Origin of the sequence: Pseudomonas putida (assembly GCF_001941965.1) — a bacterium.
GTDB classification, from domain to species: domain Bacteria; phylum Pseudomonadota; class Gammaproteobacteria; order Pseudomonadales; family Pseudomonadaceae; genus Aquipseudomonas; species Aquipseudomonas putida_L.
In genome coordinates, this window is sequence record NZ_MKZO01000001.1 from 104498 (window position 1) to 130265 (window position 25768).

The 25768-nt window shown below is 63.9% G+C and carries 25 protein-coding genes and 2 pseudogenes; 12 read left to right on the forward strand and 15 right to left on the reverse strand.

The features are described 5' to 3' along the window. Positions 1-6 precede the first annotated feature (6 nt). The 5 genes and pseudogenes from PSEMO_RS00470 to PSEMO_RS00490 form a co-directional block, all read right to left on the reverse strand. Positions 7-2712: a LuxR C-terminal-related transcriptional regulator gene (locus tag PSEMO_RS00470; RefSeq protein ID WP_075801244.1), complete on the reverse strand. Its 2706-nt coding sequence runs from the start codon at positions 2710-2712 to the stop codon at positions 7-9. Positions 2713-3064: 352 nt separating this feature from the next. Then, complete coding sequence (locus PSEMO_RS00475) at positions 3065-4429, reverse strand: DUF1329 domain-containing protein (RefSeq protein ID WP_075801295.1); 1365 nt, start codon at positions 4427-4429, stop codon at positions 3065-3067. A gap of 29 nt (positions 4430-4458) precedes the next feature. Continuing rightward, on the reverse strand, positions 4459-6360 hold the full coding sequence (locus PSEMO_RS00480) for a DUF1302 domain-containing protein (RefSeq protein WP_075801245.1): 1902 nt from the start codon (positions 6358-6360) through the stop codon (positions 4459-4461). 321 nt (positions 6361-6681) lie between these two features. After that, entirely contained in the window at positions 6682-8364 is a 1683-nt protein-coding gene (locus PSEMO_RS00485; RefSeq protein ID WP_075801246.1) for a fatty acid--CoA ligase, read from the reverse strand. Positions 8365-8501: 137 nt separating this feature from the next. Continuing rightward, positions 8502-9127, reverse strand: a pseudogene (locus PSEMO_RS00490) (LysE family translocator). Between the two features lie 239 nt (positions 9128-9366). On the opposite strand from PSEMO_RS00490, the gene PSEMO_RS00495 reads away from it, so the two are divergent. The 5 genes from PSEMO_RS00495 (at position 9367) to PSEMO_RS00515 (ending at position 13177) form a co-directional block, all read left to right on the forward strand. Continuing rightward, entirely contained in the window at positions 9367-9942 is a 576-nt protein-coding gene (locus PSEMO_RS00495) for an NAD(P)H-dependent oxidoreductase (protein WP_075801247.1), read from the forward strand. Positions 9943-9955: 13 nt separating this feature from the next. Beyond that, positions 9956-10312, forward strand: coding sequence for a MerR family transcriptional regulator (locus tag PSEMO_RS00500; RefSeq protein WP_075801248.1), 357 nt, complete (start codon positions 9956-9958; stop codon positions 10310-10312). A gap of 19 nt (positions 10313-10331) precedes the next feature. Beyond that, entirely contained in the window at positions 10332-11288 is a 957-nt protein-coding gene (locus PSEMO_RS00505) for a 2-hydroxyacid dehydrogenase (protein ID WP_075801249.1), read from the forward strand. A 52-nt stretch (positions 11289-11340) separates the two neighbouring features. Beyond that, positions 11341-12339 carry a class I SAM-dependent methyltransferase gene (locus PSEMO_RS00510; RefSeq protein WP_075801250.1) on the forward strand — a complete coding sequence of 333 codons (999 nt, stop codon included), beginning with the start codon at positions 11341-11343 and terminating at the stop codon, positions 12337-12339. A 253-nt stretch (positions 12340-12592) separates the two neighbouring features. Beyond that, on the forward strand, positions 12593-13177 hold the full coding sequence (locus PSEMO_RS00515) for a TMEM165/GDT1 family protein (protein WP_178391948.1): 585 nt from the start codon (positions 12593-12595) through the stop codon (positions 13175-13177). 136 nt (positions 13178-13313) lie between these two features. On the opposite strand, the gene PSEMO_RS00520 is transcribed toward PSEMO_RS00515, so the two are convergent. Continuing rightward, positions 13314-14132, reverse strand: coding sequence for a M48 family metallopeptidase (locus tag PSEMO_RS00520; protein WP_075801252.1), 819 nt, complete (start codon positions 14130-14132; stop codon positions 13314-13316). 1243 nt (positions 14133-15375) lie between these two features. Here PSEMO_RS00520 and PSEMO_RS34105 point away from each other — a divergent pair. Both PSEMO_RS34105 and PSEMO_RS34110 read left to right on the forward strand, forming a co-directional pair. Continuing rightward, positions 15376-15576, forward strand: a pseudogene (locus PSEMO_RS34105) (HAMP domain-containing protein); the annotation flags it as partial. 114 nt (positions 15577-15690) lie between these two features. Next, a complete protein-coding gene (locus PSEMO_RS34110) occupies positions 15691-16434 on the forward strand; it encodes a methyl-accepting chemotaxis protein (protein WP_372239085.1) in 744 nt (247 codons plus the stop codon). A gap of 87 nt (positions 16435-16521) precedes the next feature. Here the strand turns inward: PSEMO_RS34110 and PSEMO_RS00530 are convergent, their stop codons facing one another. From PSEMO_RS00530 to PSEMO_RS00540, 3 genes are read right to left on the reverse strand one after another with little or no spacing between them, the layout of a single operon-like run. Further along, entirely contained in the window at positions 16522-17148 is a 627-nt protein-coding gene (locus tag PSEMO_RS00530; protein WP_075801254.1) for an SOS response-associated peptidase, read from the reverse strand. 10 nt (positions 17149-17158) lie between these two features. Then, entirely contained in the window at positions 17159-17419 is a 261-nt protein-coding gene (locus tag PSEMO_RS00535) for a putative signal transducing protein (RefSeq protein WP_075801255.1), read from the reverse strand. Next, positions 17419-17601: a CPXCG motif-containing cysteine-rich protein gene (locus PSEMO_RS00540; protein ID WP_075801256.1), complete on the reverse strand. Its 183-nt coding sequence runs from the start codon at positions 17599-17601 to the stop codon at positions 17419-17421. Before PSEMO_RS00540 ends, PSEMO_RS00535 begins: the two co-directional genes overlap by 1 nt. A gap of 107 nt (positions 17602-17708) precedes the next feature. Here PSEMO_RS00540 and PSEMO_RS00545 point away from each other — a divergent pair, with 107 nt between their 5' ends. Then, on the forward strand, positions 17709-18875 hold the full coding sequence (locus PSEMO_RS00545; protein WP_075801257.1) for a 1-acyl-sn-glycerol-3-phosphate acyltransferase: 1167 nt from the start codon (positions 17709-17711) through the stop codon (positions 18873-18875). Positions 18876-18978: 103 nt separating this feature from the next. Here the strand turns inward: PSEMO_RS00545 and PSEMO_RS00550 are convergent, their stop codons facing one another. Then, positions 18979-19239 carry a hypothetical protein gene (locus PSEMO_RS00550; protein ID WP_075801258.1) on the reverse strand — a complete coding sequence of 87 codons (261 nt, stop codon included), beginning with the start codon at positions 19237-19239 and terminating at the stop codon, positions 18979-18981. Between the two features lie 158 nt (positions 19240-19397). On the opposite strand from PSEMO_RS00550, the gene PSEMO_RS00555 reads away from it, so the two are divergent. Further along, on the forward strand, positions 19398-19604 hold the full coding sequence (locus PSEMO_RS00555) for a hypothetical protein (RefSeq protein ID WP_075801259.1): 207 nt from the start codon (positions 19398-19400) through the stop codon (positions 19602-19604). A 161-nt stretch (positions 19605-19765) separates the two neighbouring features. Here the strand turns inward: PSEMO_RS00555 and PSEMO_RS00560 are convergent, their stop codons facing one another. Beyond that, positions 19766-20350: a YajG family lipoprotein gene (locus PSEMO_RS00560; protein ID WP_009405912.1), complete on the reverse strand. Its 585-nt coding sequence runs from the start codon at positions 20348-20350 to the stop codon at positions 19766-19768. A 172-nt stretch (positions 20351-20522) separates the two neighbouring features. Between PSEMO_RS00560 and PSEMO_RS00565 the strand changes: the two genes are divergently transcribed. Beyond that, on the forward strand, positions 20523-20756 hold the full coding sequence (locus PSEMO_RS00565) for a hypothetical protein (protein ID WP_075801260.1): 234 nt from the start codon (positions 20523-20525) through the stop codon (positions 20754-20756). 605 nt (positions 20757-21361) lie between these two features. Next, a complete protein-coding gene (mqo, locus tag PSEMO_RS00570) occupies positions 21362-22867 on the forward strand; it encodes a malate dehydrogenase (quinone) (RefSeq protein ID WP_075801261.1) in 1506 nt (501 codons plus the stop codon). Positions 22868-23040: 173 nt separating this feature from the next. Here the strand turns inward: mqo and PSEMO_RS00575 are convergent, their stop codons facing one another. The 4 genes from PSEMO_RS00575 to PSEMO_RS00590 form a co-directional block, all read right to left on the reverse strand. Then, on the reverse strand, positions 23041-23331 hold the full coding sequence (locus PSEMO_RS00575) for a PA4642 family protein (protein WP_075801262.1): 291 nt from the start codon (positions 23329-23331) through the stop codon (positions 23041-23043). A gap of 61 nt (positions 23332-23392) precedes the next feature. Then, positions 23393-23860 (reverse strand): hypothetical protein, encoded by a 468-nt coding sequence (locus PSEMO_RS00580; RefSeq protein WP_075801263.1) that lies wholly within the window; start codon positions 23858-23860, stop codon positions 23393-23395. A 67-nt stretch (positions 23861-23927) separates the two neighbouring features. Next, complete coding sequence (locus PSEMO_RS00585) at positions 23928-24401, reverse strand: WbuC family cupin fold metalloprotein (protein ID WP_075801264.1); 474 nt, start codon at positions 24399-24401, stop codon at positions 23928-23930. Positions 24402-24405: 4 nt separating this feature from the next. Beyond that, complete coding sequence (locus PSEMO_RS00590; protein WP_075801265.1) at positions 24406-24963, reverse strand: hypoxanthine-guanine phosphoribosyltransferase; 558 nt, start codon at positions 24961-24963, stop codon at positions 24406-24408. A gap of 165 nt (positions 24964-25128) precedes the next feature. On the opposite strand from PSEMO_RS00590, the gene upp reads away from it, so the two are divergent. After that, positions 25129-25767 carry a uracil phosphoribosyltransferase gene (gene upp, locus PSEMO_RS00595; RefSeq protein WP_075801266.1) on the forward strand — a complete coding sequence of 213 codons (639 nt, stop codon included), beginning with the start codon at positions 25129-25131 and terminating at the stop codon, positions 25765-25767. The last annotated feature ends 1 nt before the right edge of the window (position 25768 follow it).

Sequence of the window (25768 nt, forward strand, 5' to 3'; positions counted from 1 at the left end):
ACCCCGTTACAAAAGCCCCAGCGACTTGGCCCGGGCCACCGCCTGGGTGCGCCGCTCAACCCCGAGCTTGCTGTTGATATGGCTGGCGTGGGTCTTCACGGTATGCAGCGAGATGAACAGTTGCTCGCTGATTTCCTGGTTGGAGCACCCCTGGGCAATCAACTTGAGCACCGAATGTTCGCGGGCACTGAGGGTGTCCGCACTGGCCGCTTCCTGGCTCGGCAGCAGCCCCAGCAAACTGGCCTGGGCCGGGCTCGCCGGCTGCGCCTGAAGCTGTTCACGCAACCAGTCGGGATACTCCGCAAGCAGGCGTTGGAACGGTTGCAACGCCCCGCCCCGCGCCGCTTCGAGCGCCTGGACAAAACGCTCGCGGGCCTCCGCCTGCTCTCCCTGCGCCAGCAACAAACCAACCTGCTGACACAGCGCGATCACACAGAGCAATTGCCCACCACTGGCCTGCCCACGATTGACCAGCGCCTGCAAGCGCTGCCCGGCCTGGGCGCTCCGCCCCTGGGCCTGCTCCAGCAAGGCCTGCTGCAACTCGATATGCAGCGGCAGCAACGGATGGAATTCCGGCGCCGCCGCAGCCTGCTGACCACCATAGGTCTGGCTCAGGCGCAGCAGCCAGGACTCGGCCAGGTCGTTGCGCCCCTGGGCCAGCCACAGTTCGCATTTCACCAGGGTGATCATCGCCAGGTAGAAGATCGGTGGCACGTCCCAGATATGCATCAGGCGTTCGGCCTCGGCCAGCTCGGCGAAGGCTTCGGCGAAGCGCCCTTCGCGCCCGTCCAGGGTCGCCAGCGCGCAGTGGCCGATCAGCACGCTGATATCGCGGCAGGCCCGTGCCTCGATCAGGCCGGCACGCAGACGACTGCGGCCGGCCTCGGATTGCAGGCGCCCAACCAGCAGGTAGCCCTCGTACAGCATCAACCGCGCACGCACCGCATACAGCCGCTGCGACGACAGCCCGCGCAGCCGATGCAGGCCCTGGCGCACTTCGTCCATGGCCCGCAGCACTTCGCCCCGGGCATGCAGGACCCGGGCACGGTCGTAATGGGTCAAGGCTTCGAACAGCGGATTGCCGACCCGCTGCGCCAGCTCCAGTGCTTCGCGATTCCAACCCCGGGCACGCCAGAAATCGGCGTCGGCGATGGCCAGGTTGGAGAGCGTCGACAGGCACATCAGACGCTGCCCGTAACGCTTGTGCGGCAGGCTTTGCAGGGCCTGCTCGCAATAGGATTTCGTACGTTCCCGGTCGCCGCGCCCGCGAGCGATGATCCCGCTCAGCGCCAGCCATTGGGCGAGCATGGACTTCTGCGCAGTGGCCGAGGGTGCCGGCAGGAAGCGGCTGAGGTGGCTGGCCAGTTCCTCGGCCGCATCCAGTTGGCAAGCCAGGCCGAGGGCCCAGCTGTACAGGACGATCAGCCGCGGTGTGCTGATCAGCAGGCTATCGGGCAGGTCCATCTTCCAGCGCAGGAGCATGCCGACGTTCTGCTCGGCCAGCAGTTGTTCTTCCGAGAGGTTCTGCACCAGGTTGGCGGCGACATCGAGATGGCCGGCGCGCAACGCCTGCTCCACCGCTTCGTCGAGCAGGCCCTGGCCGTGGAACCAGCGGCAGGCCCGCAGGTGCAGGCTCGACAGCGGCAAACTGGCCTGGCGGGTGCGCAGCAGGTCGGAAAACAGATGGTGATAGCGGAACCAGTAACCGTGTTCGTCCAGCGGCACGAGGAACACCTGGTGCGATTGCAGGAAACGCAGGATCTCGCTGCTGTCGTGGCTTTCCCGCAGGGCGTCGCAGAGGTCGGCGCAGAAGCGGTCCTGGCAGGCGGTGTCGTTGAGGAAGGCCTGCACCTCGGGCGGCAGGCAGTCGATGACTTCTTCCAGCAGGTAATCGCGGATCAACCCTTCGCCACCGTGCAGGGCCTGGGGCAGATGGTGGTCGGCGCCGGATTCGTTGGCCGCCAGCAGCCAGAAGCGCAGGCCGGCGACCCAGCCGTCGCTGCGCTGGACCAGGTTGTCCAGCGCCTGGCCACGCAAGAGCGAGGGATGCTGGCCGAGCACGGCGAAGGATTCGTCGGGGGTCAGGCGCAGGTCTTGCTCGGTCAGTTCCAGCAGTTGCCGCGACAGGCGCAGGCGCGCCAGGTGCCAGTCCGGGCGCAGGCGGCTGGTGACCAGCAGCACCAGCCCTGGCGGCAGGTGGTTGAGGAAGAATTGCAGGCAGCGGTCGAGCACCGGCCCCTGGGCCAGGTGATAGTCGTCGAGGACCAGGAGGATCGGCGCGCCGCCTTGCAGGTGCACGGCCAGTTCGTCGAGCAGGCCGTCGAGCCATTCCTCGAAGGCGAAGGGCTGGTGGCGCTGGCGCATCTTCAGCAGGCCGAGGGCCTGGGCGCCGAGGCTCGGGCAGTGTTGCTGGAGGCCTTCGAGCAGGCGTTCGAGGAAGCGACCGGGATCGGCATCACGCTTGCTCAGGCCCAGCCACAGGCTGCGCCATTGCGCGGGCAGGTTCTGGCAGAACTCAACCGCCAGGGAGCTTTTACCGAAGCCAGCGGGGGCATTGACCAGCAACAGGCGACCACCGAGCCCGGCCTGCAGGCGCTGGCACAGGCGCGCCCGCGGCACATGCCCGTCAGGCAGCGGCGGCCGGTAGAAACGCCCTTCCAGCGCAGACACGGTCTGGCCGGGGAACCCTTGCGTGCTGGACAGATCGGTCATGGCCGGCTCGGTTGGTGGAAAGTCTCGGCGACAGGGATTGCCGGAGACTAGCGGTTTAGCCGGCACATTTGAAGGTGATTGCAGCAGGAAAGGAAAAAAAGACTACAACAAGAAGCAACAGAAACAACATTGATCAGGGGCAAGGGATGACTGCCTTGCAGGGAAGATTGAGGGTGCTGCTGGTGGCCTCATCGCTGGCAAGCCAGCTCCCACAGGTACAGCACAAGTCTCAAGGTTTGTGCTGTACCTGTGGGAGCTGGCTTGCCAGCGATGAGGCCCGAGAGACCACCACAAATCAAAACGCCCCGGCAAGGCCGGGGCGTTCTGGGGGATCACACGGAGTAGCTGAAACTTAACGAATGCCCGACTGACGCAGGGCCGCCGGCTGGAAGTCAGCCTTCGAGGCAGTGAAGCCGAAGTCGTAGGATTTTTTCTCCTCGTTCTTCATGCCCAGCGCCAGGTAGCGACCCGATTGCAGGTCGTAGATGGCTTCCAGGGTGTACCACGGCACCTGGACGTTGTAGTAGTCCTGGGCATGGGCCTCGGAAACACGCCACAGCTGGTCACGACCGTCGTACTGGTCGATCACCGCAGCCTGCCAGGTGTCCTCGTCGATATAGAAGTCACGCTTGGCGTAGATATGGCGCTGACCCGGTTTCAGGGTGGCGACCACATGCCAGACACGGCGCAGCTCGTAACGGGTCAGGTCCTGGTTGATATGCCCCGGCTTGATGATGTCGGCGTACTTCAGCGTCGGCGAGTCCAGCTTGTAGGCGTTGGAGGCGATGTACATCTCCTTCTTGCCTTCCAGCTTCCAGTCGTAGCGATCCGGCGCACCGTTGTACATGTCGAGGTTGTCGGAGGTACGCAGGCCGTCGGCAGCAGTACCCGGACCGTCGTAGGACACCTGCGGCGCCTGGCGCACACGACGCTGGCCGGCGTTGTAGATCCACGCCTTGCGCGGCTCCTTGACCTGGTCGAGGGTCTCGTGGACCAGCAGCACGGTACCGGCCAGACGCGCCGGTGCGGTCACTTCCTGCTTGAAGTAGAACAGCACGTTGCCCGGGTTGGCGGCATCGTAGTCCTTCATGCGGTCACGGAAGACGAACTGGTCCTGGAAGTACACCAGGCTGTAGCTGCCGTTCTGCTGCGGCGTGGCCTGGGTCACCAGGCGGGTCACGCTGCCGCCGCGGTAGCGGGTGATGTGGTTCCAGATCACCTCGACACCGCTTTTCGGAATCGGGAACGGCACGGCGACCTGGAAGTTGTTCAGGCCGTTGCCGCCCTCGACCAGGGTGGTCGCGGTGGCGTTCTTCTTGATCGCGGCGAACACGTCATCCGGGACGGTGGCGCCGCGGTGGGTCTTGTACACCGGCAGCTTGTAGCTGTCGGGGTAGCGCTTGAGCATGGCGATCTGGCCAGGGGACAGCTTGTCCTTGTACTGCTCGACGTTCTGCGCGGTGATGGTGAACAGCGGCTTGTCGCTGCCGTACGGGTCGGACAGGAAGCCCCGGGCATCGACGCTGCCGGCAGTCTTGGAGAGCGGCTCCCACGGGCCGATGGAGCCGTCGGCGTTACCGGCCTTTTCCGCGCCCATCGGGGTCAGGGTGGTGCCCAGTTTGGCGGCTTCGTCGGCGGAAACCGCGGCCATCACGCTGCTCGCCAGCAGGGACAGGCCCAGCACGCCGGCTTTGAGCAAGGTCTTGGTGTTGATCATGGTCATGTGCTTCTTCCTGAAAAATGCGCTTAGAAGTTCATGCCGAAGCTGAGGGCGACGAAGTCGCGGTCATCCACGGTGGTGTACTTGCCGTCGAAGAAGTTGGTGTACGACACGTTGGCGGTGTAGGTATTGAGGTATTCAGCCTCGAGACCAAGACTGATCGCCTTGCGACCTTCCTCGAAGTTGCCGCCAGGGCCTGGCGAGTAACCCTCCACGTCGTGGGACCAGGCCACGCTCGGCTTGAGGTTCACACCGGCGAACACGTCCGGGTAGTCCCAGATGGCACGGGCGCGGTAACCCCAGGAGTCGGAGGTGGTGAAACCGTCGTTTTCGCAGTAACGGGTCAGGTTGTTCTGTGGTCCGCCGGCCAGGGTGCTGCCGTTGAGCGAGGCGCAACGGCCATTCGGCAGCGGGCCAGGACCGTAGACCGGGTCGCGGCCGTAGCGGGCTTTGGAGGTGCTTTCCAGGCCACCGACGTGCGTCCAGCCGACCTCGCCCACCAGGGTCAGACGGCTGGCGCCCATGACCTGATCGAAGAAGTGGGTGAAGGTGGTCTGCAACTGGGTGATTTCCTTGCGGCGGTAGCCCGGCTGATCGGTGCCCGGACGCCCTTGCAGGACGGAGGCGGTCGGATCCAGCGGGGTCAGGCCGGAGTACAGGATATCGGTGGTGTTGAGCTGTACCGGTGCGTTCGGACGGTAGCTGATCTCGCCACTCCACGCAGTGCCGGTAGGCAGGGTGGTGGAGAAGCTCAGGCCGTACAGGCGAATGTCTTCAGGATATTCGACGTAGTAGCTGGAGTTGCCCGCCACCACCAGTGGCAACAGGCTTGGCGCCAGGGCGCTGGCCTGGGCCAGGCTCAGGCCGTTGGCCATCAACCGGCCAACCAGGTTGGCCGGACTGTATGAGCTGGCCGGACCGCCCTTGCCGCTGAAGATTGGCGCGCGGCTGTGGTAGTTCATGAAGTAACCACCGAACTCGGTGTTCAGCGGTTCGAACACATAGCGCATGGCGACACCGAACTGGCCGCTGTCACGGGCATCACGGTCCGGGCCGCGCTTCACGATCACACCTTCGTCAGGCGAACCGTGGGTCACGCCCAGTTGGGTCAGGGCATTGCGCACAGCCGGGGAAGCGATGCTCGACTGCTTCGCCAGTAGCGCCAGGTTGTTGTTGCAACCATCGGCGATCACGTCCGGCTGGGAGAAGAAGGTGCCGCAGTTGTCCACTACGGTCTGGTCCCATTCCAACTGGTAGAAGGCTTCGGCCGACAGGTTGTCGGTCAGGCTCTGGGACACGTAGAACATGTTGACCGGGATCAGGCCTTCCTTGATCTCGGCGCCCGGACGGCGGAACGCGGAGACGTCGATCGGGTTGATGGAGTTGATGCCACCACCGATGAAGGTACTTTCACCCCAGCTCACCACCTGCTTGCCCAGGCGCACGGAGCCCGGCTGATCGGCAATGGCGTAGTTGTGGTAGACGAACGCGTCGAGAATCTGCCCGCCGGATGACTTGGCGCCTTCCTTGCGGTTGGAGTCGCTGATGTCCTTGAATTCGCGGCCCTCGTCCTTCAGCTCGAAGTCGTACCAGTACTTGCCACGGACGAAGACGCCGGTGTCGCCGTACTTGAGTTCGAGGTCGTGGATACCCTTGAAGATCTTCGAGAAGGTCTCACCGCGCTTGAAGTTCAGGTGGCCATCGTCGGAGGTCTGCGACAGGCCGTGGCCGCCGTTGTTGACCCCGATCAGGTTCTTGTTCGCCTTCTCGGTGGACCAGCTCGCACCGACGGACAGCGACGAGTCGAAACTCCCCTCGATCTCCCCGATATTGAAACTGACCGCGAATGCAGGACTTGCAAGCGTAGAAGCGAGGCTGACGGCCAGGGGCAGTTTCGCCCGGCGCCAGAACAGATTTACTGATGTCATCGACGCTACTCCATGTACTTTATTTTTATGGCAGTGAGTCCTTCAAAGAAACGAGGCCGAGCGGTCGCCAGTTGGCAGGGCGTGTCGGTTGCGCTGGAGCGCCTTCCCCATTCCTCAAAATCCCCTGACCCGACTATAGCCAGCAGGTAGTAGTGCTTGATCCCTCTAAAGTGTGATTTGCACATCACCCTCGTCCGTGGTGCTGCCTGAGCGGACGACGCGAAGACTGGCCGGGGAAGAATGGCTGATTTTTTTCATTTCACAAGGCGGCGAAGCCTCTGGAATGCGGCTCGCACCGTTGAAGGTGCGAGCCGCTGCGGCCTACAGGGTGGAAAGGAAGGCGCTGTTGCTGGCCTGCCACTCGAGGATGTCGACGCGAATGCGCTTCTTGTCGAGCTTGCCGACGCTGGTCTTGGGAATTTCGGTAACAAGGGCGATCTGGCTGGGAATCGCCCACTTGTTGATATGCCCAAGCTCGACGAACGGCTTGAGGTGTTCCTTCAATTCCCGGGCATCGATGCTCGCGCCCTCGCGCACCACCAGCAGGGCAAACGGACGCTCACCCCACTGCGGATCGGCGACGCCGACCACCGCCACCTCACGCACGGCACCGTGGCGGCTGATGAGGTCTTCCAGATCCAGCGACGAGATCCACTCGCCGCCGGTCTTGATCACGTCCTTGATACGGTCACGGATATCGATCACGCCCATGGCATCGAGGGTGGCGACGTCGCCGGTGTGCAGCCAGCCGCCGGCCCACAGTTCCTCGCTCTTCTCCGGCTCGCGGAAGTACCCCATGGTCAGCCATGGCGCGCGCAGCACCAGTTCGCCCTGGGACTCGCCATCGGCCGGGAGGAAGTTGCCGTTGCCATCGACGATCGCCGCCTCCACCAGAGGCACCGGCACTCCGGCCTTGATGCGGTAGGTGGTGCGCTCGTCTTCGCTGCCGGCCAGCAGTTCTTCGTTGAGGTGGGCGCAGGAGATCAGCGGGCAGGTCTCGGACATGCCATAGGCCGCCGTCAGCTGGATGCCGCGGGCCTTGGCTGCGTCGTACAACGCGCGGTTCAGGGCGCTGCCGCCGATGATGATCTTCCAGCCGCCGAAGTCCTCGTCCTGCGCGGTCTTGCAGTTGAGCAGCATCTGCAGGATGGTCGGCACGCAGTGGGAGAAGCTGACTTTCTCGTCGCGCCAGAGCTTGACCAGCATGTCCGGCTCGTAGCGCCCGGGGTAGACCTGCTTGAGCCCGAGCATGGTGGCCACGTACGGGATGCCCCAGGCATGCACGTGGAACATCGGGGTGATCGGCATGTAGACATCGTCGGTGCCGAGCAGGCGCACGCTGTCGATGCTACCGGTAACAGTGGCCACGCCCATGGTGTGCAACACCAGCTGGCGGTGGGTGAAGTACACACCCTTGGGGTTGCCGGTGGTGCCGGTGGTGTAGAAGGTGGTGGCGACGGAGTTCTCGTCGAAATCCGGGAAGTCGTAGTGCGGGCTGGCCGCCGCCAGCAGTTGCTCGTACTCGCCGACCAGATTGGGCAGCTCGGCGGTTTTCTCCGGGCCGTCGGTGAGCAGCAGGGTCTTTTCCACCGTGGTCAGTTGCGGGGCAATGGCCTGGTAGAGCCCGACGAAATCGCTGTTGACCAGCACGACGCGGTCGTCGGCGTGGTTCATGGTGTAGAGGATCTGTTCCGGCGACAGGCGTACGTTGATGGTGTGCACCACCGCGCCGATCATCGGGATGGCGAACATGCATTCCAGGTAGCGATGGCTGTCCCAGTCCATCACCGCCACGGTGTCACCGGCCTTCACGCCGGCTTCGGTCAGGACGTTGGCCAGGCGCGCGATACGCTCGTTGAGGGTCGGGTAGCTGTAGCGCAGCTGGTCGCGATAGACGATCTCGCGGGTTTTCTCGTAGCGGCTGCCGGACATCAGCAGGCGCTTGATCAGCAGCGGGAACTGATACGCACCCTGGGCGGGAGCAATGACACGGGTCTGCAACATGGGAATCCCTTTTCTGGAGTTGCACGAGACATTGGACAAGCGGTCCTTACTCTAGAACGGGGCTGCGGCGGCAAAATCAGCCAAAGGAATGATTTGCCCGCCTTTCGACCGAACGGTCATGCCGTCCGGCCCTCTGTTCAGCGCATTTCGCTGAAGGCGATCTTGATCCCCAGGGCGATCAGCACCGCGCCCATGGTGCGGTCGAACCAGTGGCCCATACGGGCGAACGCCGCCCGCACCCGGGCCTGGCTGAAGAGCATGGCGACCAGGCAGAACCACAGGCCGGTGGCCAGGGCCAGGTACACGCCGTAGCCAGCCTGGACCAGCAGCGGGGTGTGCGGGTCGATGACCACGGTGAACAGGGAGAGGAAGAACAGGTCGCCTTGGGGTTCAGGCCGTTGGTCATGAAGCCGGCGATGTAGGCAGCGCGCGGGGTGCGCTCGACAGTGGAAACCTGGATCGCCTCGCCCGCTGCAGCCGGCCGGGCGCGCAGAGCCTTGAAGCCGATGTACACCAGGTAGGCCGCAGCGGCCCATTTCAGCGCGTTGAACAGCATGATCGACTGCGACACGATCAGGCCGATGCCCAGCAGCGAGTAGCCGACGTGGAGGAAGATCGCGGTGCCCACGCCAAAGGCGGTCCAGGTGCCGGCGCGGCGGCCATGGGTAACACTTTCCCGCACCACCACGGCGAAGTCGGGGCCGGGGCTGGCCACGGCGAGCAGGTGGATGAGTGCGACGGTGAGGAATTCTGCCCAGTACACGAACGGGGGCTCCTGGTGAGGAAGTGGGTCGACACCTTAACACCTTGTTACAACTTGAGCTGGGAAGGTGACCTCACTGGCCTCATCGCTGGCAAGCCCAGCTCCCACAGTGATCGCGGTGCACACGGACCCTGTGGGAGCTGGCTTGCCAGCGATGAGGCCCTCAGCATCACCACAAAACTTGACTCTCCCCCACAGGTCACATCCCAACCTGCCCGCTTTTCAGGCAGGAACCCACCATGACTCAACGCATCCTCATCCTCCTCGGTCACCCGTCCAGCGACAGCTTCTGCGCCGCCCTCGCCCGGCACTACCAGGACTCCGCCCGCCAGGCCGGCCACGAAGTCCGCACGCTCCATCTCGGCGATCTCGACTTCGACCCCATCCTGCGCCAGGGCTACCGCCAGCCCCAGCCCCTCGAAGCGGACCTGCTCGACGCCCAGCAGGCCATCACCCGGGCCACCCGTCTGGTCCTGGTCTTCCCCATCTGGTGGGGCGGCATCCCGGCGCTGCTCAAGGGCTTCCTCGACCGCATCCTGCTCCCGGGCTTCGCCTTCCGCTACAAGCCCGGCTCGCCCTTCCCGGAAAAACTCCTGGCCGGGCGCCACGCGCACCTGCTGGTGACCATGGACACCCCGCCCTGGTACTACCGCTGGGTCTACGCCATGCCCGGCCTGCACCAGATGCGCCGCACCACCCTGGCCTTCTGTGGTATCCGCCCGGAAAAGACGCTAACGTTCGGCCCTCTTCTCTCGTCCACACCCCGGCAGCGCCAGGCCTGGCTTGAACAGACCCACGAGCTGGCCCTGCGTTGAAAAAGGATTTTCGATGTACATCGGCGAAGCCGCCCGCCTGTCCGCGACCACCATCAAGACCATTCGCCATTACGAAAGCATCGGCCTGCTGGCCCCGGCCCCGCGCCAGGGCAAATACCGGGTCTATGACCAGCACGCCGTCGAGCTGCTGATCCTGATCAAATGTGCGCAGAAGCTCGGCTTTACCCTCAGGGAGATGCAGGCTCTAATGGCCGGCGGCCAGACCAGCCGCGAGGGCATCCGCGCCGCCATCGCGGCAAAGGGCGCGCAGGTGCAGCAGCGGATCGACGAACTGCAACGCCAGCTCGCCGAGCTGCACGCCTTCGACGCCAGCCTGCAGCAGGTCCCCGACAGCTGTTTCCATCTCTGAATTCCCCAGGAGCCTCGCCATGACCCACGCCGTCTTTCTCGACCATAGCTCGCTGGACCTGGGCGATCTCGACCTCAGCGACCTGCGCGACAGCTTCACCCACTTCGACGTGCACCCAGCCACCGCGCCGGAGCAAGTGGTGCAACGCCTGCAAGGCGCCAGCGTGGCGATCAGCAACAAGGTGCTGCTGGATGCAGCGGTGATCAAGGCCTGCCCGGACCTGAAGCTGATCCTGGTGGCCGCCACCGGCACCAACAATGTCGATCTGCAAGCAGCGCGCGAGCGCGGCATCGTGGTCTGCAACTGCCAGGGCTACGGCACTCCGTCGGTGGCCCAGCACACCCTGGCCCTGCTGCTGGCCCTGGCCACCCGCCTGCCCGACTACCAGCAGGCGGTCGCCGCCGGCAAATGGAGCCAGGCCAAGCAGTTCTGCCTGCTGGACTTCCCTATCGTCGAGCTGGAAGGCAAGACCCTCGGCCTGCTCGGCCACGGCGAACTGGGCGGTGCGGTCGCACGCTTGGCCGAAGCCTTCGGCATGCGCGTGCTGATGGGCCAGTTGCCCGGCCGCCCGGCCCGCGATGATCGCCTGAGTCTCGACGAACTGCTCCCTCAGGTGGACGCCCTGACCCTGCACTGCCCGCTCAACGACAACACCCGCAACATGATCGGCGCCGCACAACTGGCCCAGCTCAAGCCCGGCGCCTTCATCGTCAACACCGCCCGTGGCGGCCTGATCGACGAGCAGGCTCTGGCCGACGCCCTGCGGGCCGGGCACCTGGGCGGCGCCGCTACCGACGTGCTGAGCGTGGAACCGCCGGTCAACGGCAACCCGCTGCTGGCCGCCGATATCCCGCGCCTGATCGTCACCCCGCACAGCGCCTGGGGCGCGGTGGAAGCACGGCAGCGCATCGTCGGCCAACTGACCGAGAACGCCCGCGCCTTCCTCGCCGGAGCGCCGCGCCGCGTGGTCAGCTGAGGCGCGCCGGCTTCTGCTAGAATTCGCCCCTTTTTCTCAGGAGCCGCCGTCCATGGACCCGCGCAGTGAAGTGTTGCTTCGTCAGGCCGATCTGTTCACCGGCCCGCTGTTGCTCGCCGGGTTACCCGCCGACAGCCTGCTGGGCACTTTTCCACAGGCCCGGGGCTGGAGCTGGCATGCCGGCGACCAGGCGCTGCTCGACGCACGCTTCGCCGGCCGCAGCCATTACGGCGTAGAAGTGCCCGACGTTGCCTTCGATGCGGCCGTGCTGTTCCTGCCCAAGTCCCGCGACCTCGCCAACTACCTGCTCAACGCCCTCGCCTCGCGCCTGGGCGGGCGCACCCTGTACCTGGTCGGCGAGAAACGTGGCGGCATCGAGGGTGCGGCGAAGCAGCTGCATGCCTTCGGCAAGCCGCGCAAGCTGGACAGCGCCCGGCATTGCCAGCTGTGGCAGGTGACGGTGGATAACCCGCCGGCCGCGCAGTCGCTGGACAGCCTGGCCCTGCGTTTCGAGCTGCCGCTGAGCGATGGCCCGCTGCAGATCGTCAGCCTGCCGGGGGTCTTCAGCCACGGCCGCCTGGACCGCGGCACCGCCCTGCTGCTGGAACATCTCGACGGCCTGCCCGCTGGCCACGTGCTGGACTTCGGCTGCGGTGCCGGGGTGCTCGGCACGCTGATCAAGCGCCGTTATCCACAGAGCCGGGTCACCCTGCTCGACGTCGACGCCTTCGCTGTGGCTAGCAGCCGCCTGACCCTGGCTGCCAACGGTCTGGAAGGCGAGGTGATCAGTGGCGACGGGATCGACTCCGCACCTCGCGAACTCGACGTCATTCTGAGTAATCCGCCGTTCCATACCGGCGTCCACACCAACTACGCGGCGTCGGAAAACCTGCTGAAAAAATCCGCCGATCATCTGAAAAAAGGCGGGGAAATGCGCCTGGTTGCCAACAGCTTCCTGCGCTACCAGCCGCTGATCGAAGGCGCCCTGGGCAACTGCGAAACGCGTGCCCAGGCCGATGGATTCAAGATCTACCGGGCGCTGCGCGGCTGAAAAACAGCACTTGCGCAAACGAATCCGCGTAGGCAGAATCCGCTCCGTCCTAGGGGAGTAGTCTCCCGCGAGCGCCCTGCTCGCATGGTGCGACGTCAACATACTTGGTCCACAGACCATGGCGCGCACGACCCACGGTCCGCATCAGACGGATCCAGGGTTTGACAAGACCTATGACACGCACACCTTACCCGGGGCGGGGAGGTCGTACGTGTCATAGCCGTGTCGACCCGCCCCCGTAGGAATCCTGATGCTGGAATCGCTGCTCGTCCCCACCGGAATCGTTGCCCTCGCTGAAATCGGCGACAAGACGCAACTGCTTGCCCTCATTCTCGCCGCGCGCTTCCGCAAGCCGTGGCCGATCATTGCCGGTATCGTCGCCGCGACCCTTGCCAACCATGCCGCTGCCGGTGCCGTCGGGGCCTGGGTGGGCAGCTTCTTCAGCAATGTCACCCTGCACTGGATCCTTGCCGCGAGCTTCCTGGCGACTGCCGCGTGGACGCTGATCCCGGACAAGATGGACGATGACGAAGGCAGCACCGCCAAGCGCTACGGGCCGTTCCTGACCACCCTGATCGCGTTCTTCCTGGCGGAGATCGGCGACAAGACCCAGGTCGCCACGGTGATGCTGGCGGCACAGTATCCGCACCTGATCATGGTGATCATCGGCACCACCCTGGGCATGCTGATTGCCAACGTGCCGGTGGTATTGGCGGGTAACTTCGCGGCGGAGAAACTGCCGCTGACCCTGATTCGTCGCCTGGCGGCGAGTGCGTTCGTGGTGCTGGCGGTGATTGCCGTGTATTCGGCGATGCAGGCCAGTGGCTGGGTGGGCTGACTCGGTCTAACAGACTACACAAAACCCTGTGGGAGCTGGCTTGCCAGCGATAGGGCCAGACCTGACAACCAGGTTGCCTGATATGGCCTCATCGCTGGCAAGCCAGCTCCCACAGGGTCGGTGGAGACAGGAAGGTTTATTTCTTCGCCTGCTCGTACAACGGCATCACCTTCGGAATCGCCGCCTGCAACGAGGCGATCCGGCTGTCCGAAGCCGGGTGGGTGCTCATGAATTCCGGCGGAGATTCGCCTCCCGAAGCCTGGGCCATCTTGTTCCACAGGGTGATCGCGGCATTCGGGTTGTAGCCGGCGCGGGCCGCCAGCTCCAGGCCGATCAGGTCGGCTTCGTTCTCGTTGCTGCGGCTGTTGGGCAAGGTCAGGCTGTACTGCACGACGGTGTCGGCCAGTTGCAGGCTGTCTTCACCCAGCCCCAGCAAGGCGCCAGCCCCGGAGCGGGCCATCTGGATGCCATAGGCCTTGGACATCGCCTCACGCCCGTGCTCGCGCAGGGCGTGGGCGATCTCATGGCCCATCACCGAGGCGATTTCATCGTCGGTCAGTTTCAGCTTGTCGATCAGCCCGGTATAGAAAATGATCTTGCCGCCAGGCCCGCAGTTGGCGTTGAGCTCGTCGCTCTTGATCAGGTTGACTTCCCAGTTCCATTGCGCCGAATCCGGACGGAACTGCGGGGCCTGGGCGATCAGGCGGTCGGCGATGGCCTGGATGCGCTTGGCATTGGCGCTGGTCTTGTCCAGCACACCCTTGCCCGACGCTTCGCCCAACGTCTGCTGGTAGGACTGCGCATACATCTGGTTGACCTGGTCGGTCGACAGCATGCTGAACATATATTGCTTGCGCTCGACACCGACCGCCCCACCGCTGGTGGTGTTCACCGCCTGGCAACCAGCCAGCAGGATCGAAGCGCCCAAGGCACCGACAACAACCAATTTACGCATGTAAAAACTCCCTTCTGACATGGGCCGTATCCTAGGACGGCGCAAGTGATCGCGCTACAGCCGCTGGGAAAGATTTCTCTCTGACCACCTCATGATTTACTGGTTTCGCGCCGATAACAGCGGGGCAAGGCGACTTTTCCCGGCGTTCGGAGCCCAACCCATGAAGTTCAAGTCGATCCAGTTTTCCGTTGCGGCCCTGGCGGGCGCTTTCGTGTTGAGTATCGTCGCAGCACTGGTGCTGTATGCCGTGTATTCAGGGGCGCGCACCCAGGACCTGGTGGAACGCCGGACCCAGGAACAGTTCGATGCAGTGATCGAACAGCGCCTCACCGCCCTGGCCCAGACCCAGGCCAGCCAGATCCTGCGGCGCCTCGAAGCACCGCTGCTGATCGCCCGCGGCGTCGCCACCACCAACGCCCAGATCGGCATGAAGGACGAGGCCGGCAATCCGCGCCTGAACGTCGATCGCGCGCAACTGATCGGCCTGCTCAAGCAGACCCTTGTGGATAACCCGCTGGTGCTGGGCACCTATATCGCCTGGGAGCCGAATGGCGTCGACCGCAACGATGGTGGCTATGTCGGCACCTCGGTCGAAGGCATCGACCCGGCCAACGGCCGCTTCCAGCCCTGGTGGTACCGCAATACCGACGGCACCCTCGGCCTGGAAAAACTGGTCGACCTGAGCAACAACACCCTGCTTTCCACCGGCGTACGCGCCAGCGAGTACTACCTGTGCTCCCAGGAGACCAAACGCGCCTGCGCCATCGACCCGGCCCCTTACAAGGTCGGCGACAAGATGGTCATGCTCGCTTCCTTCATCCAGCCGATCCTGATCGACGGCAAGTTCCAGGGCATCGTCGGCGCCGACCTGTCGGTGAACTTCATCCAGGACCTGCTCAAGGCCGCCGACGCCCAGCTGTATAACGGTGCGGGCGAGCTGGCGCTGATCGCCAACAACGGTCGCCTGGTCGCCTATACCAAGGACGAAAGCAAGTTCGGCGAAAAGGCCAGCGAGGTGCTGCCGGCTGCCGAAGCGGCCGGCCTGAGCAAAACCAGCGGCGACACCCTGCGCTACGACCTCGACCGTGAAGCCGGGCAGATCCGCCTGTTCCTGCCGTTCCAGATCGGCGAAACCGCCCAGCGCTGGACCCTGCTGATCGACCTGCCGCTGAGCGCGGTGATGGCCGACGCAGAGAAAATGCAGAACGAACTGAGCGAACAGCGCCGCACCGACATTACCGGCATGACCCTGGTCGGCCTGGCCATCGCCGCCCTCGGCCTGCTGGTGATCTGGCTGCTGGCCCACGGTATCGCCCGTCCGCTGCGGCAGATGGTGGCGATGCTCGACGATATCGCCCAGGGCGAAGGCGACCTGACCCGCCGCCTGCACAGCGACCGCGCCGACGAACTGGGCTCGATCGCCAAGGGCTTCAATACCTTCCTGACCAAGCTGCAGACCATGATCAGCCAGGTGGTGACCTCGGTGCAGAAGGTCAGCGACTCCTCGGAGCACACCGCCGATATCGCCATCCGCACCAACCAGGGCGTGCATAAACAGATGGCGGAAATCGACCTGGTGGCCACGGCGGTACATGAAATGACCGCCACCGCCCAGGACGTGGCGCGCAATGCCACCCATGCCGCGCAGGCCGCGAGCAATGCAGACCAGGCGGCCAACCAGGGCCTGTCGATCGTCCGTGACACCTCGCAGTCCATCACCGCTCTGGCCGACGAGATCGGCCGCGCCGTGGGCGTGGTGCAGACCCTGGCCCGGGACAGCGAGAACATCAATGCCATCCTCGTGGCGATCCGCGCCATTGCCGAACAGACCAACCTGCTCGCGCTCAACGCTGCCATCGAGGCGGCGCGGGCCGGTGAACAGGGTCGTGGCTTCGCCGTGGTCGCCGACGAGGTGCGCAACCTGGCGCAGAAGACCCAGCAGGCCACCGAAGAAATCCAGCAGATGATCCAGCAGTTGCAACAGGGCACCCGCGATGTGGTGCGGGTCATGGAGGACAGCCAGGGCAAGACCGATATCAGCGTGCAGCAGGCGGCCAAGGCGGCGGATGCGCTGGAAAGCATCACCCGTGCGGTGTCGGTGATCAACGACATGAACACCCAGATCGCCAGTGCTGCCGAAGAGCAGAGCGCGGTGGCGGAGGACATCAACCGCAACGTGATCAATATCGGCCAGGTGGCCAACGAAGTGGCGGGTGGTGCCGACGAGTCGAGCAGCGCCAGCGCCGAACTGACCAAGCTGGCAGAGCAGCAGCGCCGGCTGATCAACCAGTTCCGCGTTTGATTCAGCCGCAAGCTGCAAGCCGTAAGCTGCAAGCAAAAGCGCCGCGTGCTGCTTCTTCTTACAGCTTAAAGCTTAAAGCTTGCAGCTCTAAGAAGAGGCGGGAGTCAGGCACTCCGGCGCATTGAGTTTCGGATCATTGACGAAGTTGGCCAGCACCCGCTCGCGCAAGGCGGCGGGAGGGCTGGCCAGCAGGGCATGGAGGTCGGCCAGCGGGGTCTCGGGATCCAGCCAGGCGGCCTGCCCTGCCGCATCGAGAATCAGCGGCCGGCGCTGGGTCATCGCCGCCTGGGTCACCACCGCCGTACTCAGCCAGACCTGCTCCTGCACCGGATACGCCTCCCAGATCGCCGCGAAGAACAACGACGAGCCTTCCCCCGGCGTCAGCCAGTACGGGCGCTTGCGCGCATTGCCGCGCCATTCGTAGAAGCCGTTGGCCGGCAGTAGGCAACGGCGCTTGGCGAAGGCTTCGCGGAACATCGGCTGGTCGGCGAGGGTTTCGGCACGGGCGTGGGCCGGGGTGCGGGTCAGGTCGGTCAGCCAGGGCGGGGTCAGACCCCAGCGGGCGCGGGCCAGGGTCAACCGGTCGTCTTCCCGGCGCTGGATCAGCACCTGGGCGCCAGGGGAAATGTTCCACTGCGCCTTCTGGTCAGCGGGAAAGCCGGGCAGCGCGGCGAAGGCCGGCGACCAGCGAAAGAGAGCGTAGCGTCCACACATCAGGCAAAACCTAGCAAATCAGAACTCCGGGGAAACTCTCCGGCTCATCGCCAGGAAGCGGCAAGGCGGCATTGTACGCGGCGATCAGCTCCCGTGCGTACTCGGCCTGGTCATCCGGCACGGCCAGACCGAGCAGGCCCTGCAACGGCAGCTCGCCGATACCGCCCATCAGGTCGCGGCCGACCAGATGGACATCGACGCCCTCGTTGCCGAGCATGCCCAGCAGGACTTCGGCTTCCAGCAGGTTTTCCGGGTCATAGATTCGCCGCATCACTCATTCTCGCTTTTCACATCGAGCATCCATTCGTCACCGTGCACCTGCAGAATGAAGGTGATCGGACGACAACAGACGGCGCAGTCCTCGATATAGGTCTGGTCGCCGCCGGAGAGGTCGATGGTGGTCTCCACTTCCTCACCGCAATAGGGACAATCGTAGAACGCAGTTTCGAGCATCGCGGCCTCCACGGTTACTTGTGCGTATAATTGCCGGTCCTGCGCCCCGAGCCCGGATTTGCGGCGCAACCCCACCCTTTACCCTAGTCGTTTCACAACAAGAGAGCATGATGGGCGAATTCGATGCCATCCGACCCTATGACGACGCTGAAGTCCCTGCCGTTCTGGCACGTTTGCTCAGCGATCCGGCATTCCTCGATATCCTGACCCGGTTCCGCTTCCCGCGGATGGCCGACAGCTTCGGCTGGCTGCTCAAGCCGCTGATCGCCCGGCGCCTGCGCAAGGAGTTCGCTGGGGTGACGTGCGTCGCGACCCTGCAGGACAAGGTCGAGTTCTACGTCGACCACACCATCGAGCGGGCCACCGACGGCGTCACCTATAGCGGCGTCGAGCAGTTCAAGTCGGGCAACGCCTATCTGTTCCTGGCCAACCACCGTGACATCGTCATGGACCCGGCCTTCGTCAACTACGCCGTGTACCACGCCGGCCTGCCGACCCCGCGCATCGCCATCGGCGACAACCTGCTGCAGAAGCCGTTCGTCAGCGACATGATGCGCCTGAACAAGAGCTTCATCGTGCACCGCTCCATCAGCGGCCGGCGCGAGAAGCTGGCGGCCTACCAGTTGCTGTCGGCCTATATCAATCACTCGATCCGCAACGATCGTGCCTCGATCTGGATCGCCCAGGCCGAGGGTCGGGCCAAGGACGGCGACGACCGTACCGATTCGGCGATCCTCAAGATGTTCCACATGAGCCGCAAGGACGAGCCGTTCGGCGAGGTGATCCAGTCGCTGAACCTGAGCCCGGTGTCGATCAGCTATGAATACGACCCGTGCGACCAGGCCAAGGCCCGCGAGCTGTATATCCGCGCGACCACCGGCACCTATGCCAAGGCGCCGGGTGAGGACGACCTGAGCATCGGGTTGGGCATCACCGGCTACAAGGGCCGGGTGCACATCAACTTCACCGCGCCGGTGACCGCCGCGTTCGAGGACACCAAGCAGCTCGCCGCGCATATCGACAAGCAGATCCTCGGTGGCTACCGGTTGTTCCCGGTGCATTACCTGGCGTATGCGCAATGGGCGGAGGCAGACCCGGAGCTTCAGGTGCCGAAGGCGAGCGAGGTGTTTGGCAGCGAAGAGCTGGCCAAGGCCCAGGCGGAATGGCAGCGGCGGCTGGAGGCTTGCCCTGAGGAGCACCGGCCGTACCTGGTGTTGCAATATGCGATGCCGGTGCGCAATCAGTATCGGGTCAAGGCCGGGCTGCCTTTGTAGGACTTCAGGGCCTCATCGCCGGCAACGCCGGCTCCCACAGGAACCGCGTGCACCGCAAAACCTGTGGGAGCCGGCGTTGCCGGCGATAGGGGCACCGCAGATTTCAGATCCAGGTACTGACCCACGACAACAGCAAGGCCATCGCCAGAAACGCGAAACCCATGCTGTAGTGGAAGCGGTTGACCCGCTGGGTCAGCAGGTCGATCGCCGCTTCACCTGCCGGCAGGTTGTCCATGGCCCGTGCCGCGCGCCGGCGGGCGCCGTGCAGGAGCAGGCCCGCCGGGCAGGTGAGCACCAGGGCGAACAGGTTGATGAGTTTGGCCGGGTGGGCAACGAACAGCCCCCAGAGCATTTGCAGCGACATCGCCTTACCTCGAATTGACCACGATTGCATCGAAACGCGCGCATTCTACCCAAGCCATCCGCTCGCGCTCGTGCTTTGCGACCAAATGACGGTCGCTTTCATACGTTCGTCATCATCTCAGGCCACCCTGTCGCCCTCGCAACGCACCGGAGCTTGTCATGCTGCACGCCGAAAACCAGGATCGCCTCTATCTGATTGCCCAGAGCGAGGAGCAGGAAGCGCTGATCGACGGTTTGGCCTTCAACGTCCAGGACCGCCAGTGGCTGGTCTATTGCGCCCTGGGCGGCCATCACCATGATCATTGGCCGGAAGTGGACAGCCAGACCGGCATCAGCGTGCTCGATTTCTACGTCGAAGCAGCCTGACAACGCGGACCCTGTGGGAGCTGGCTTGCCAGCGATTGCTGTAGTGAATTCACCGACGCCATCGCTGGCAAGCCAGCTCCCACAGGGTCCGCGCAAGCCGCAATAAAAAAAGCCCGCGCCCTGAGATCAGGACGCGGGCTTTTGTATTGCGGAGGTAACGCTTACTCGCCCAACACCTGACCGATGGTCGGGTCCTTGAACAGGCGGGTCAGGGCATCGCTCAGCACGTCGCTGACCAGCTTGGTGTTGGTTTCCTGGTTCGGCGCCATGCCGAAGCGCTGGTCCAGGGAAGCGCCATAACGGCCGCTGTAGCGACGGTTGGCGTTGTTCACGTCAGCCTTGAAGGTGGCGCCGATGGTCGCCTCGGTGACGTACATGCCCTCTTTCGGCGACTGGTACTTCAGCTCGGCCAGGGTCACGGTCAGCTGCGGCGCGTTGTAGGCGTTCGGCGTCGGGGTGAAACCGAGCAGACGCACGGCCGCCTCGGCCTGGGCCTGCAGTTTTGGCAGCACGTCATTGCCGGTCACGGTAATGGCGCTGGTTTCCGGGTACAGACCGCCGCGGGTACCGAGGGTCTGGGTGCCACGTCCGTCCACCACCCGTACCACCACCGGCTGGCCATGGCCAACGGGCGCTAGCTGGGCAGTGAGTTTCGGCTGCGGGCTGAGTTGTTGCGGGCTATGGGCGCAACCCACCAGGGTCAGGCTGGTCACCGCGATCAAACCGAACAACAAACGTTGCAACATGCGCATCTCTCCTGGAATGGCGGCAAAGGTCGCCAGTATACCCAGCGCCCATGGCGCCAGTCATCGGATCCCTGTGCTGTAAGACCCTTCTTTCATGCTCGGATTCCCCTTGTCATACGGACTTCATCATCGCCGGCTTATCCTTGCGCCAGCCCCCACAAGGTACTTCGCCATGAACAGCTTCTGGTCCCTGCTTTTCAAGCGCCAGCCACAACGTCATTTCGCCCGCCTCGATGCCAAGGGCCTGTGCCAGGCATTCAAGTGCTGCGAACAGCCGCCCGTCGGGGCCGGCTGGGTCGAAGTCAACGAATCCGGCCTGCACTGGCTCAACCGTCCGCTGCCCGCCAGCGCCCGGTTGGTGCCGCGTCGTCGCGGCAATCTGCTGCAACGTGCCCTCGCCGCCTGACGGATGCGCAAGAAAAACCTGTAATAAAGGCCATTTCTGCCCGCGACATCGTTATAATCTGCCCCCGATTATAAGGACGTCTCCTGATCGGGCCCCGCAACACCGCCAATGCCCAGCATCGGCACCTACCACCATCGCCCACAGAGAGCCGTTCACACAGGTCTTGCGCAGCCGGTGTGCCCGCTTTTCTCGGCCCTCCACGCTCTGCACTGAACCTGACGAGCCTGCCCTGCACGGCTCCTTTTGAGGTTCACGACTCCAAAAGAGCGTGAAAAAACGGGTTTTCACAACTTCACAAGAGTGTGGCGAGCATGAACAGTCTGGTATGTGCAAAAGCATCATCAGTGTCCCTGGCAGCTTCAAGCAGTGGGTATCGGTCCTCATCCGAGGTGCACGACTGAGACCGGTCCACAGCGCACGACGGGCGCCTCGACCATAAGTCGAATTGCCGCACCGGCCGCGAAATGCGTTCATATGCAACGTAGAGAGCCCGGTTGGCAGTGTCCGTGAACGTTGGAAAAACTGTGAAGTAGCGGATATGGCGATTCCGGCGAGCCGGGATCCTATGCTGTCAATTAGGTGCTGATGATTTTGGAGATGCGTTAATGGCGCAGAACGAAGCAGTCGATGTAGTACTGGTAGGCGCGGGCATCATGAGTGCCACCCTGGCCGTGCTGCTCAAGGAACTCGACCCGGCGATCAAGCTGGAAGTCGTCGAGTTGATGGATTCGGGTGCCGCGGAAAGTTCCAATCCGTGGAACAACGCGGGTACCGGCCATGCCGGGCTGTGTGAACTGAACTACACGCCTCAGGCTGCCGACGGCAGCATCGACATCAAGAAAGCGGTGCACATCAACACCCAGTTCGAGGTTTCCCGGCAGTTCTGGGCCTACCTGAGCAAGAAAGGCGCGTTCAGCTCGCCGCGGGCGTTCATCAACCCCGTGCCGCACCTGAGCTACGTCGAGGGTGACAAGGGCATCGCCTTCCTCAAGAAGCGCTACGAGCTGCTCAAGCAGCACCATGCCTTCGCCGACATGGAATACACCGAAGACCAGGCCGTGATGAAGGACTGGATGCCGCTGATGATGCCGGGCCGCCCGGCGGATCAGAAAATCGCCGCGACCCGCGTGATGAAAGGCACCGACGTCAACTTCGGGGCCCTGACCAACAAGCTGCTCAAGCACCTGGGCAACGCTGCGGACGCACAGGTCAAGTACTCCAAGAAGGTCACCGGCCTGCGCCGTAACGGCAGCGGCTGGACCGTCTCCGTCAAGGACGTCAACAGCGGCAGCAGCCGTGACGTCGACGCCCGCTTCGTGTTCCTCGGCGCCGGCGGCGCGGCCCTGCCGCTGCTGCAGCAGTCGGGCATCCCGGAAGGCAAGGGCTTCGGTGGCTTCCCGGTGAGCGGCCAGTGGCTGCGTTGCGACAACCCGGAAATCGTCAAGCAGCACCAGGCCAAGGTCTACAGCCAGGCCGCGGTCGGTGCGCCGCCGATGTCGGTACCGCACCTGGACACCCGCGTGGTCGACGGCAAGAAGTCCCTGCTGTTCGGGCCATACGCCGGCTTCACTACCAAGTTCCTCAAGCACGGTTCGTTCCTCGACCTGCCGCTGTCGGTACGCATGGGCAACATCGGCCCGATGCTCGCGGTGGCCCGCGACAACATGGACCTGACCAAGTACCTGGTCAGCGAAGTGATGCAGTCGATGGAGCAGCGCCTGGACTCCCTGCGCCGCTTCTACCCCGAGGCGAAAGCCGAGGACTGGCGCCTGGAAGTGGCCGGTCAGCGTGTGCAGATCATCAAGAAGGACCCGAAGAAAGGCGGCATCCTGCAGTTCGGGACCGAACTGGTGGCTGCGCAGGACGGCTCGCTCGCGGCACTGCTGGGCGCTTCGCCGGGTGCTTCGGTGACCGTGTCGATCATGCTGGAGCTGATCGAGCGCTGCTTCGCCGACAAGACCAAGGGCGAATGGGCCGAGAAGCTCAAGGAAATCTTCCCGGCGCGGGAAAAGGTCCTGGCGGACGACGCCGATCTGTACCACAAGATCGCCTCGTACAACGACGAGGCCCTGGGCCTGGTCGAAAGCAGTCCGGCGCCTAGCTACGCCTGATCTGCACCCATGAAAAAACGCCCTTCTGGGCGTTTTTTTATGCCTGGGATTCGTGGAGACTTCATCGCTGCGGTGCGGCGGTCCGACAAGCCAGCTCCCACAGGTACTGCACAAGTCTCAAGGTCTGTGCTGACCCTGTGGGAGCTGGCTTGCCAGCGATGAGGCCCGAACGATCAACCCCGAGCCTTGTCGATGATCTCGACATACTCCGGCGCATTGCGCTGGTCGGCGATCACCTCGACGAAGGTCTTGCCCTGCTCGTCCTTGCCGTCCAGGTCATAGCCTGCTTCGACGAAGAAACCGACAAAACGCTCGAAGTCGTCGATGCGCAGGCCACGGTAGCCCTTGATCAGCTTGTGGTGCGAGGGCGAGGTCAGGCCATCGGCCGGCTCGAACTGAAGGAACGACTTTACGTAGTCGTCGCTGATCTCGTCGCCAATCACCTGCTTCTTGTCTTTACGCATTACCGACTCCAACTGAACCATCAAGGACATTTTCCGATGGGCCGGGAGTGTACCCCGCCACTCAGCGCGTGCGAAGGGTTCCGGTATGCAGATCGGCCCAGATATGCCCGTTGGCGTAGCTGAGGAATTGCACATAGACGGTGTCGTTGCGCAGCAGGTCGAGGATCACCTGGTATTGGGCCGGCGCGAAATTCAGGGTCAGGGTACGGGTCGCACTGTCAAAGGCCGGCTTGCGCAGGCTCTTGCCCTCGCCATCGAAACTGATCAGCACCTGGCTGATGCTCGCGCCCTGGCTCAAGGGCTTGCCCTTGAGGCGCATGGTCAGGGTCGAGGTGATCGGCAGCGGCTGCTGGTTGGACTGGCGCTGGTTGCCCACCACCACCGAATAGCTGGTGACCTGCAGCAGTTGCTGGCTTTCCGGAGCGTCCTGGCGCACCGCCAGTTCATCCGGCGGCAGGAACTGGCTGTGCATCGGCGCGGCAGCCACGGGGAGACTGATAAACAGGAGAAGCGGGAGAATCGCACGCATGACAGGCTCCTTTGAGGCGGCCTGGCACTCTAGCATGGCAAAAGGGCCCCGACGGGGCCCTTGCGAATCAATCGAACTGCGAACGCATCCAGGCCTGGTAGGCCGCCACTTCCGGCTCGCCTTCGCGCGGCGCCCAGGACGCCATATCGCCATCGGCCACCGGCCGGTAGGGCCCGGCCTTGCACTCGAACATCGCGCTGTCAGGTTCCAGCACCACCAGACCATGGAAGGTACCAGGCGGCAGGTCGACGCCGAGGCAGTCGCCACCCAGTTCCAGCACACGCTTGTCGGTGACCGCGCCGGTCTCGTCGAAAATCAGCAGACCCAGCTTGCCCTTGAGCACGATCAGGGTTTCCGCCTTGTCCAGCGCCTGGTGACGATGCGGCGGGATGTAGGTCTCCGGCTGCAGACCGACCGCCATGCGATGGCACGGGTCGTCCATCTCGTGGAAATTGTGGTGCTGGCGGCCGCGCGGGCTCTGGGCGGCCTTCTGCGCGACGCTGGCAAACAGCGCTTGATCGAGGAACCGGGTCTTGCTCACGGTTTCAGAGTCCTTTGACGGCATAGATGCCATTGGCGTTGCGCCAATAGCCCTTGTAATCCATACCATATCCGAACACGTAGCGGTCAACGCAGCTCAGCCCGGTGAAATCGGCCTTGAGGTCCGGGCTGGCCTTGCGCTCGTGGTCCTTGTCGATCAGCACGGCGGTATAGACGTTGCGCGCACCGGCGTGGCGGCAGAAGTCGAGGATGGCGCTGAGGGTGTGACCTTCATCGAGGATGTCGTCGATGATCAGCACGTCGCGGTCGATGAACGAGACTTCCGGCTTGGCCTTCCAGAACAGGTCGCCGCCGCTGGTCTGGTTGCGGTAGCGGGTGGCGTGCAGGTACGAGGCTTCCAGCGGGAACTGCAACTGGGTCAGCAGCTTGCCGGCGAAGATCAGGCCGCCGTTCATCACGCAGAACACCACCGGGTTGCTCTCGGCGAGCTTTTCGCTGATTTCCACGCCGACGCGGACAATCGCCGCCTCGACTTCGGCTTCGCTGTGCAGGCAGTCGGCTTCTCGCATGACTTGGCGGATGTGCTCGAGATCAGCGGACATGATGCTCTCCAGGTGGTCAGGTTTTGGAAAAGCGGGCAAAGGTACGCATCCACACGCACCAGATCAAGCATTTATGGACTAACGTCCTGTATGCCTATAGGACCGCGCGAACGAATAGATTAATCTAGCGCGGTTTTTTTGCCCGCATTCCGGAGCCCTCCCCCTATGCCCATCCGTGAGATCCGCCATCCGCTGATCCGTCACAAGCTCGGCCTGATGCGCCGCGCCGATATCAGCACCAAGAATTTTCGCGAACTCGCCCAGGAAGTCGGCGCGCTCCTGACCTATGAGGCCACCCAGGACCTCCCGCTGGAAAACTACGAAATCGACGGCTGGTGCGGGAAAGTCCAGGTCGAGAAGATCGCCGGCAAGAAGATCACCGTGGTACCGATCCTGCGCGCCGGTATCGGCATGCTCGACGGTGTCCTCAGCCTGATCCCGGGCGCCAAGGTCAGCGCCGTGGGCGTGGCGCGCAACGAGGAAACCCTCGAAGCGCATACGTACCTGGAAAAGCTCGCCCCGGAAATCGACCAGCGCCTGGCCCTGATCATCGACCCGATGCTGGCCACCGGCGGTTCCATGGTCGCCACCATCGACCTGCTCAAGCGTGCCGGCTGCAAGGACATCCGCGCGATGGTCCTGGTCGCCGCGCCGGAAGGCATCGCCGTGGTGGAAAAAGCCCACCCCGATGTACAGCTCTTCACCGCGTCGATCGACCAGCGCCTGAACGAAGACGGCTATATCATCCCTGGCCTGGGCGATGCCGGCGACAAGATCTTCGGCACCAAGCAGAAGGACGCCTGAG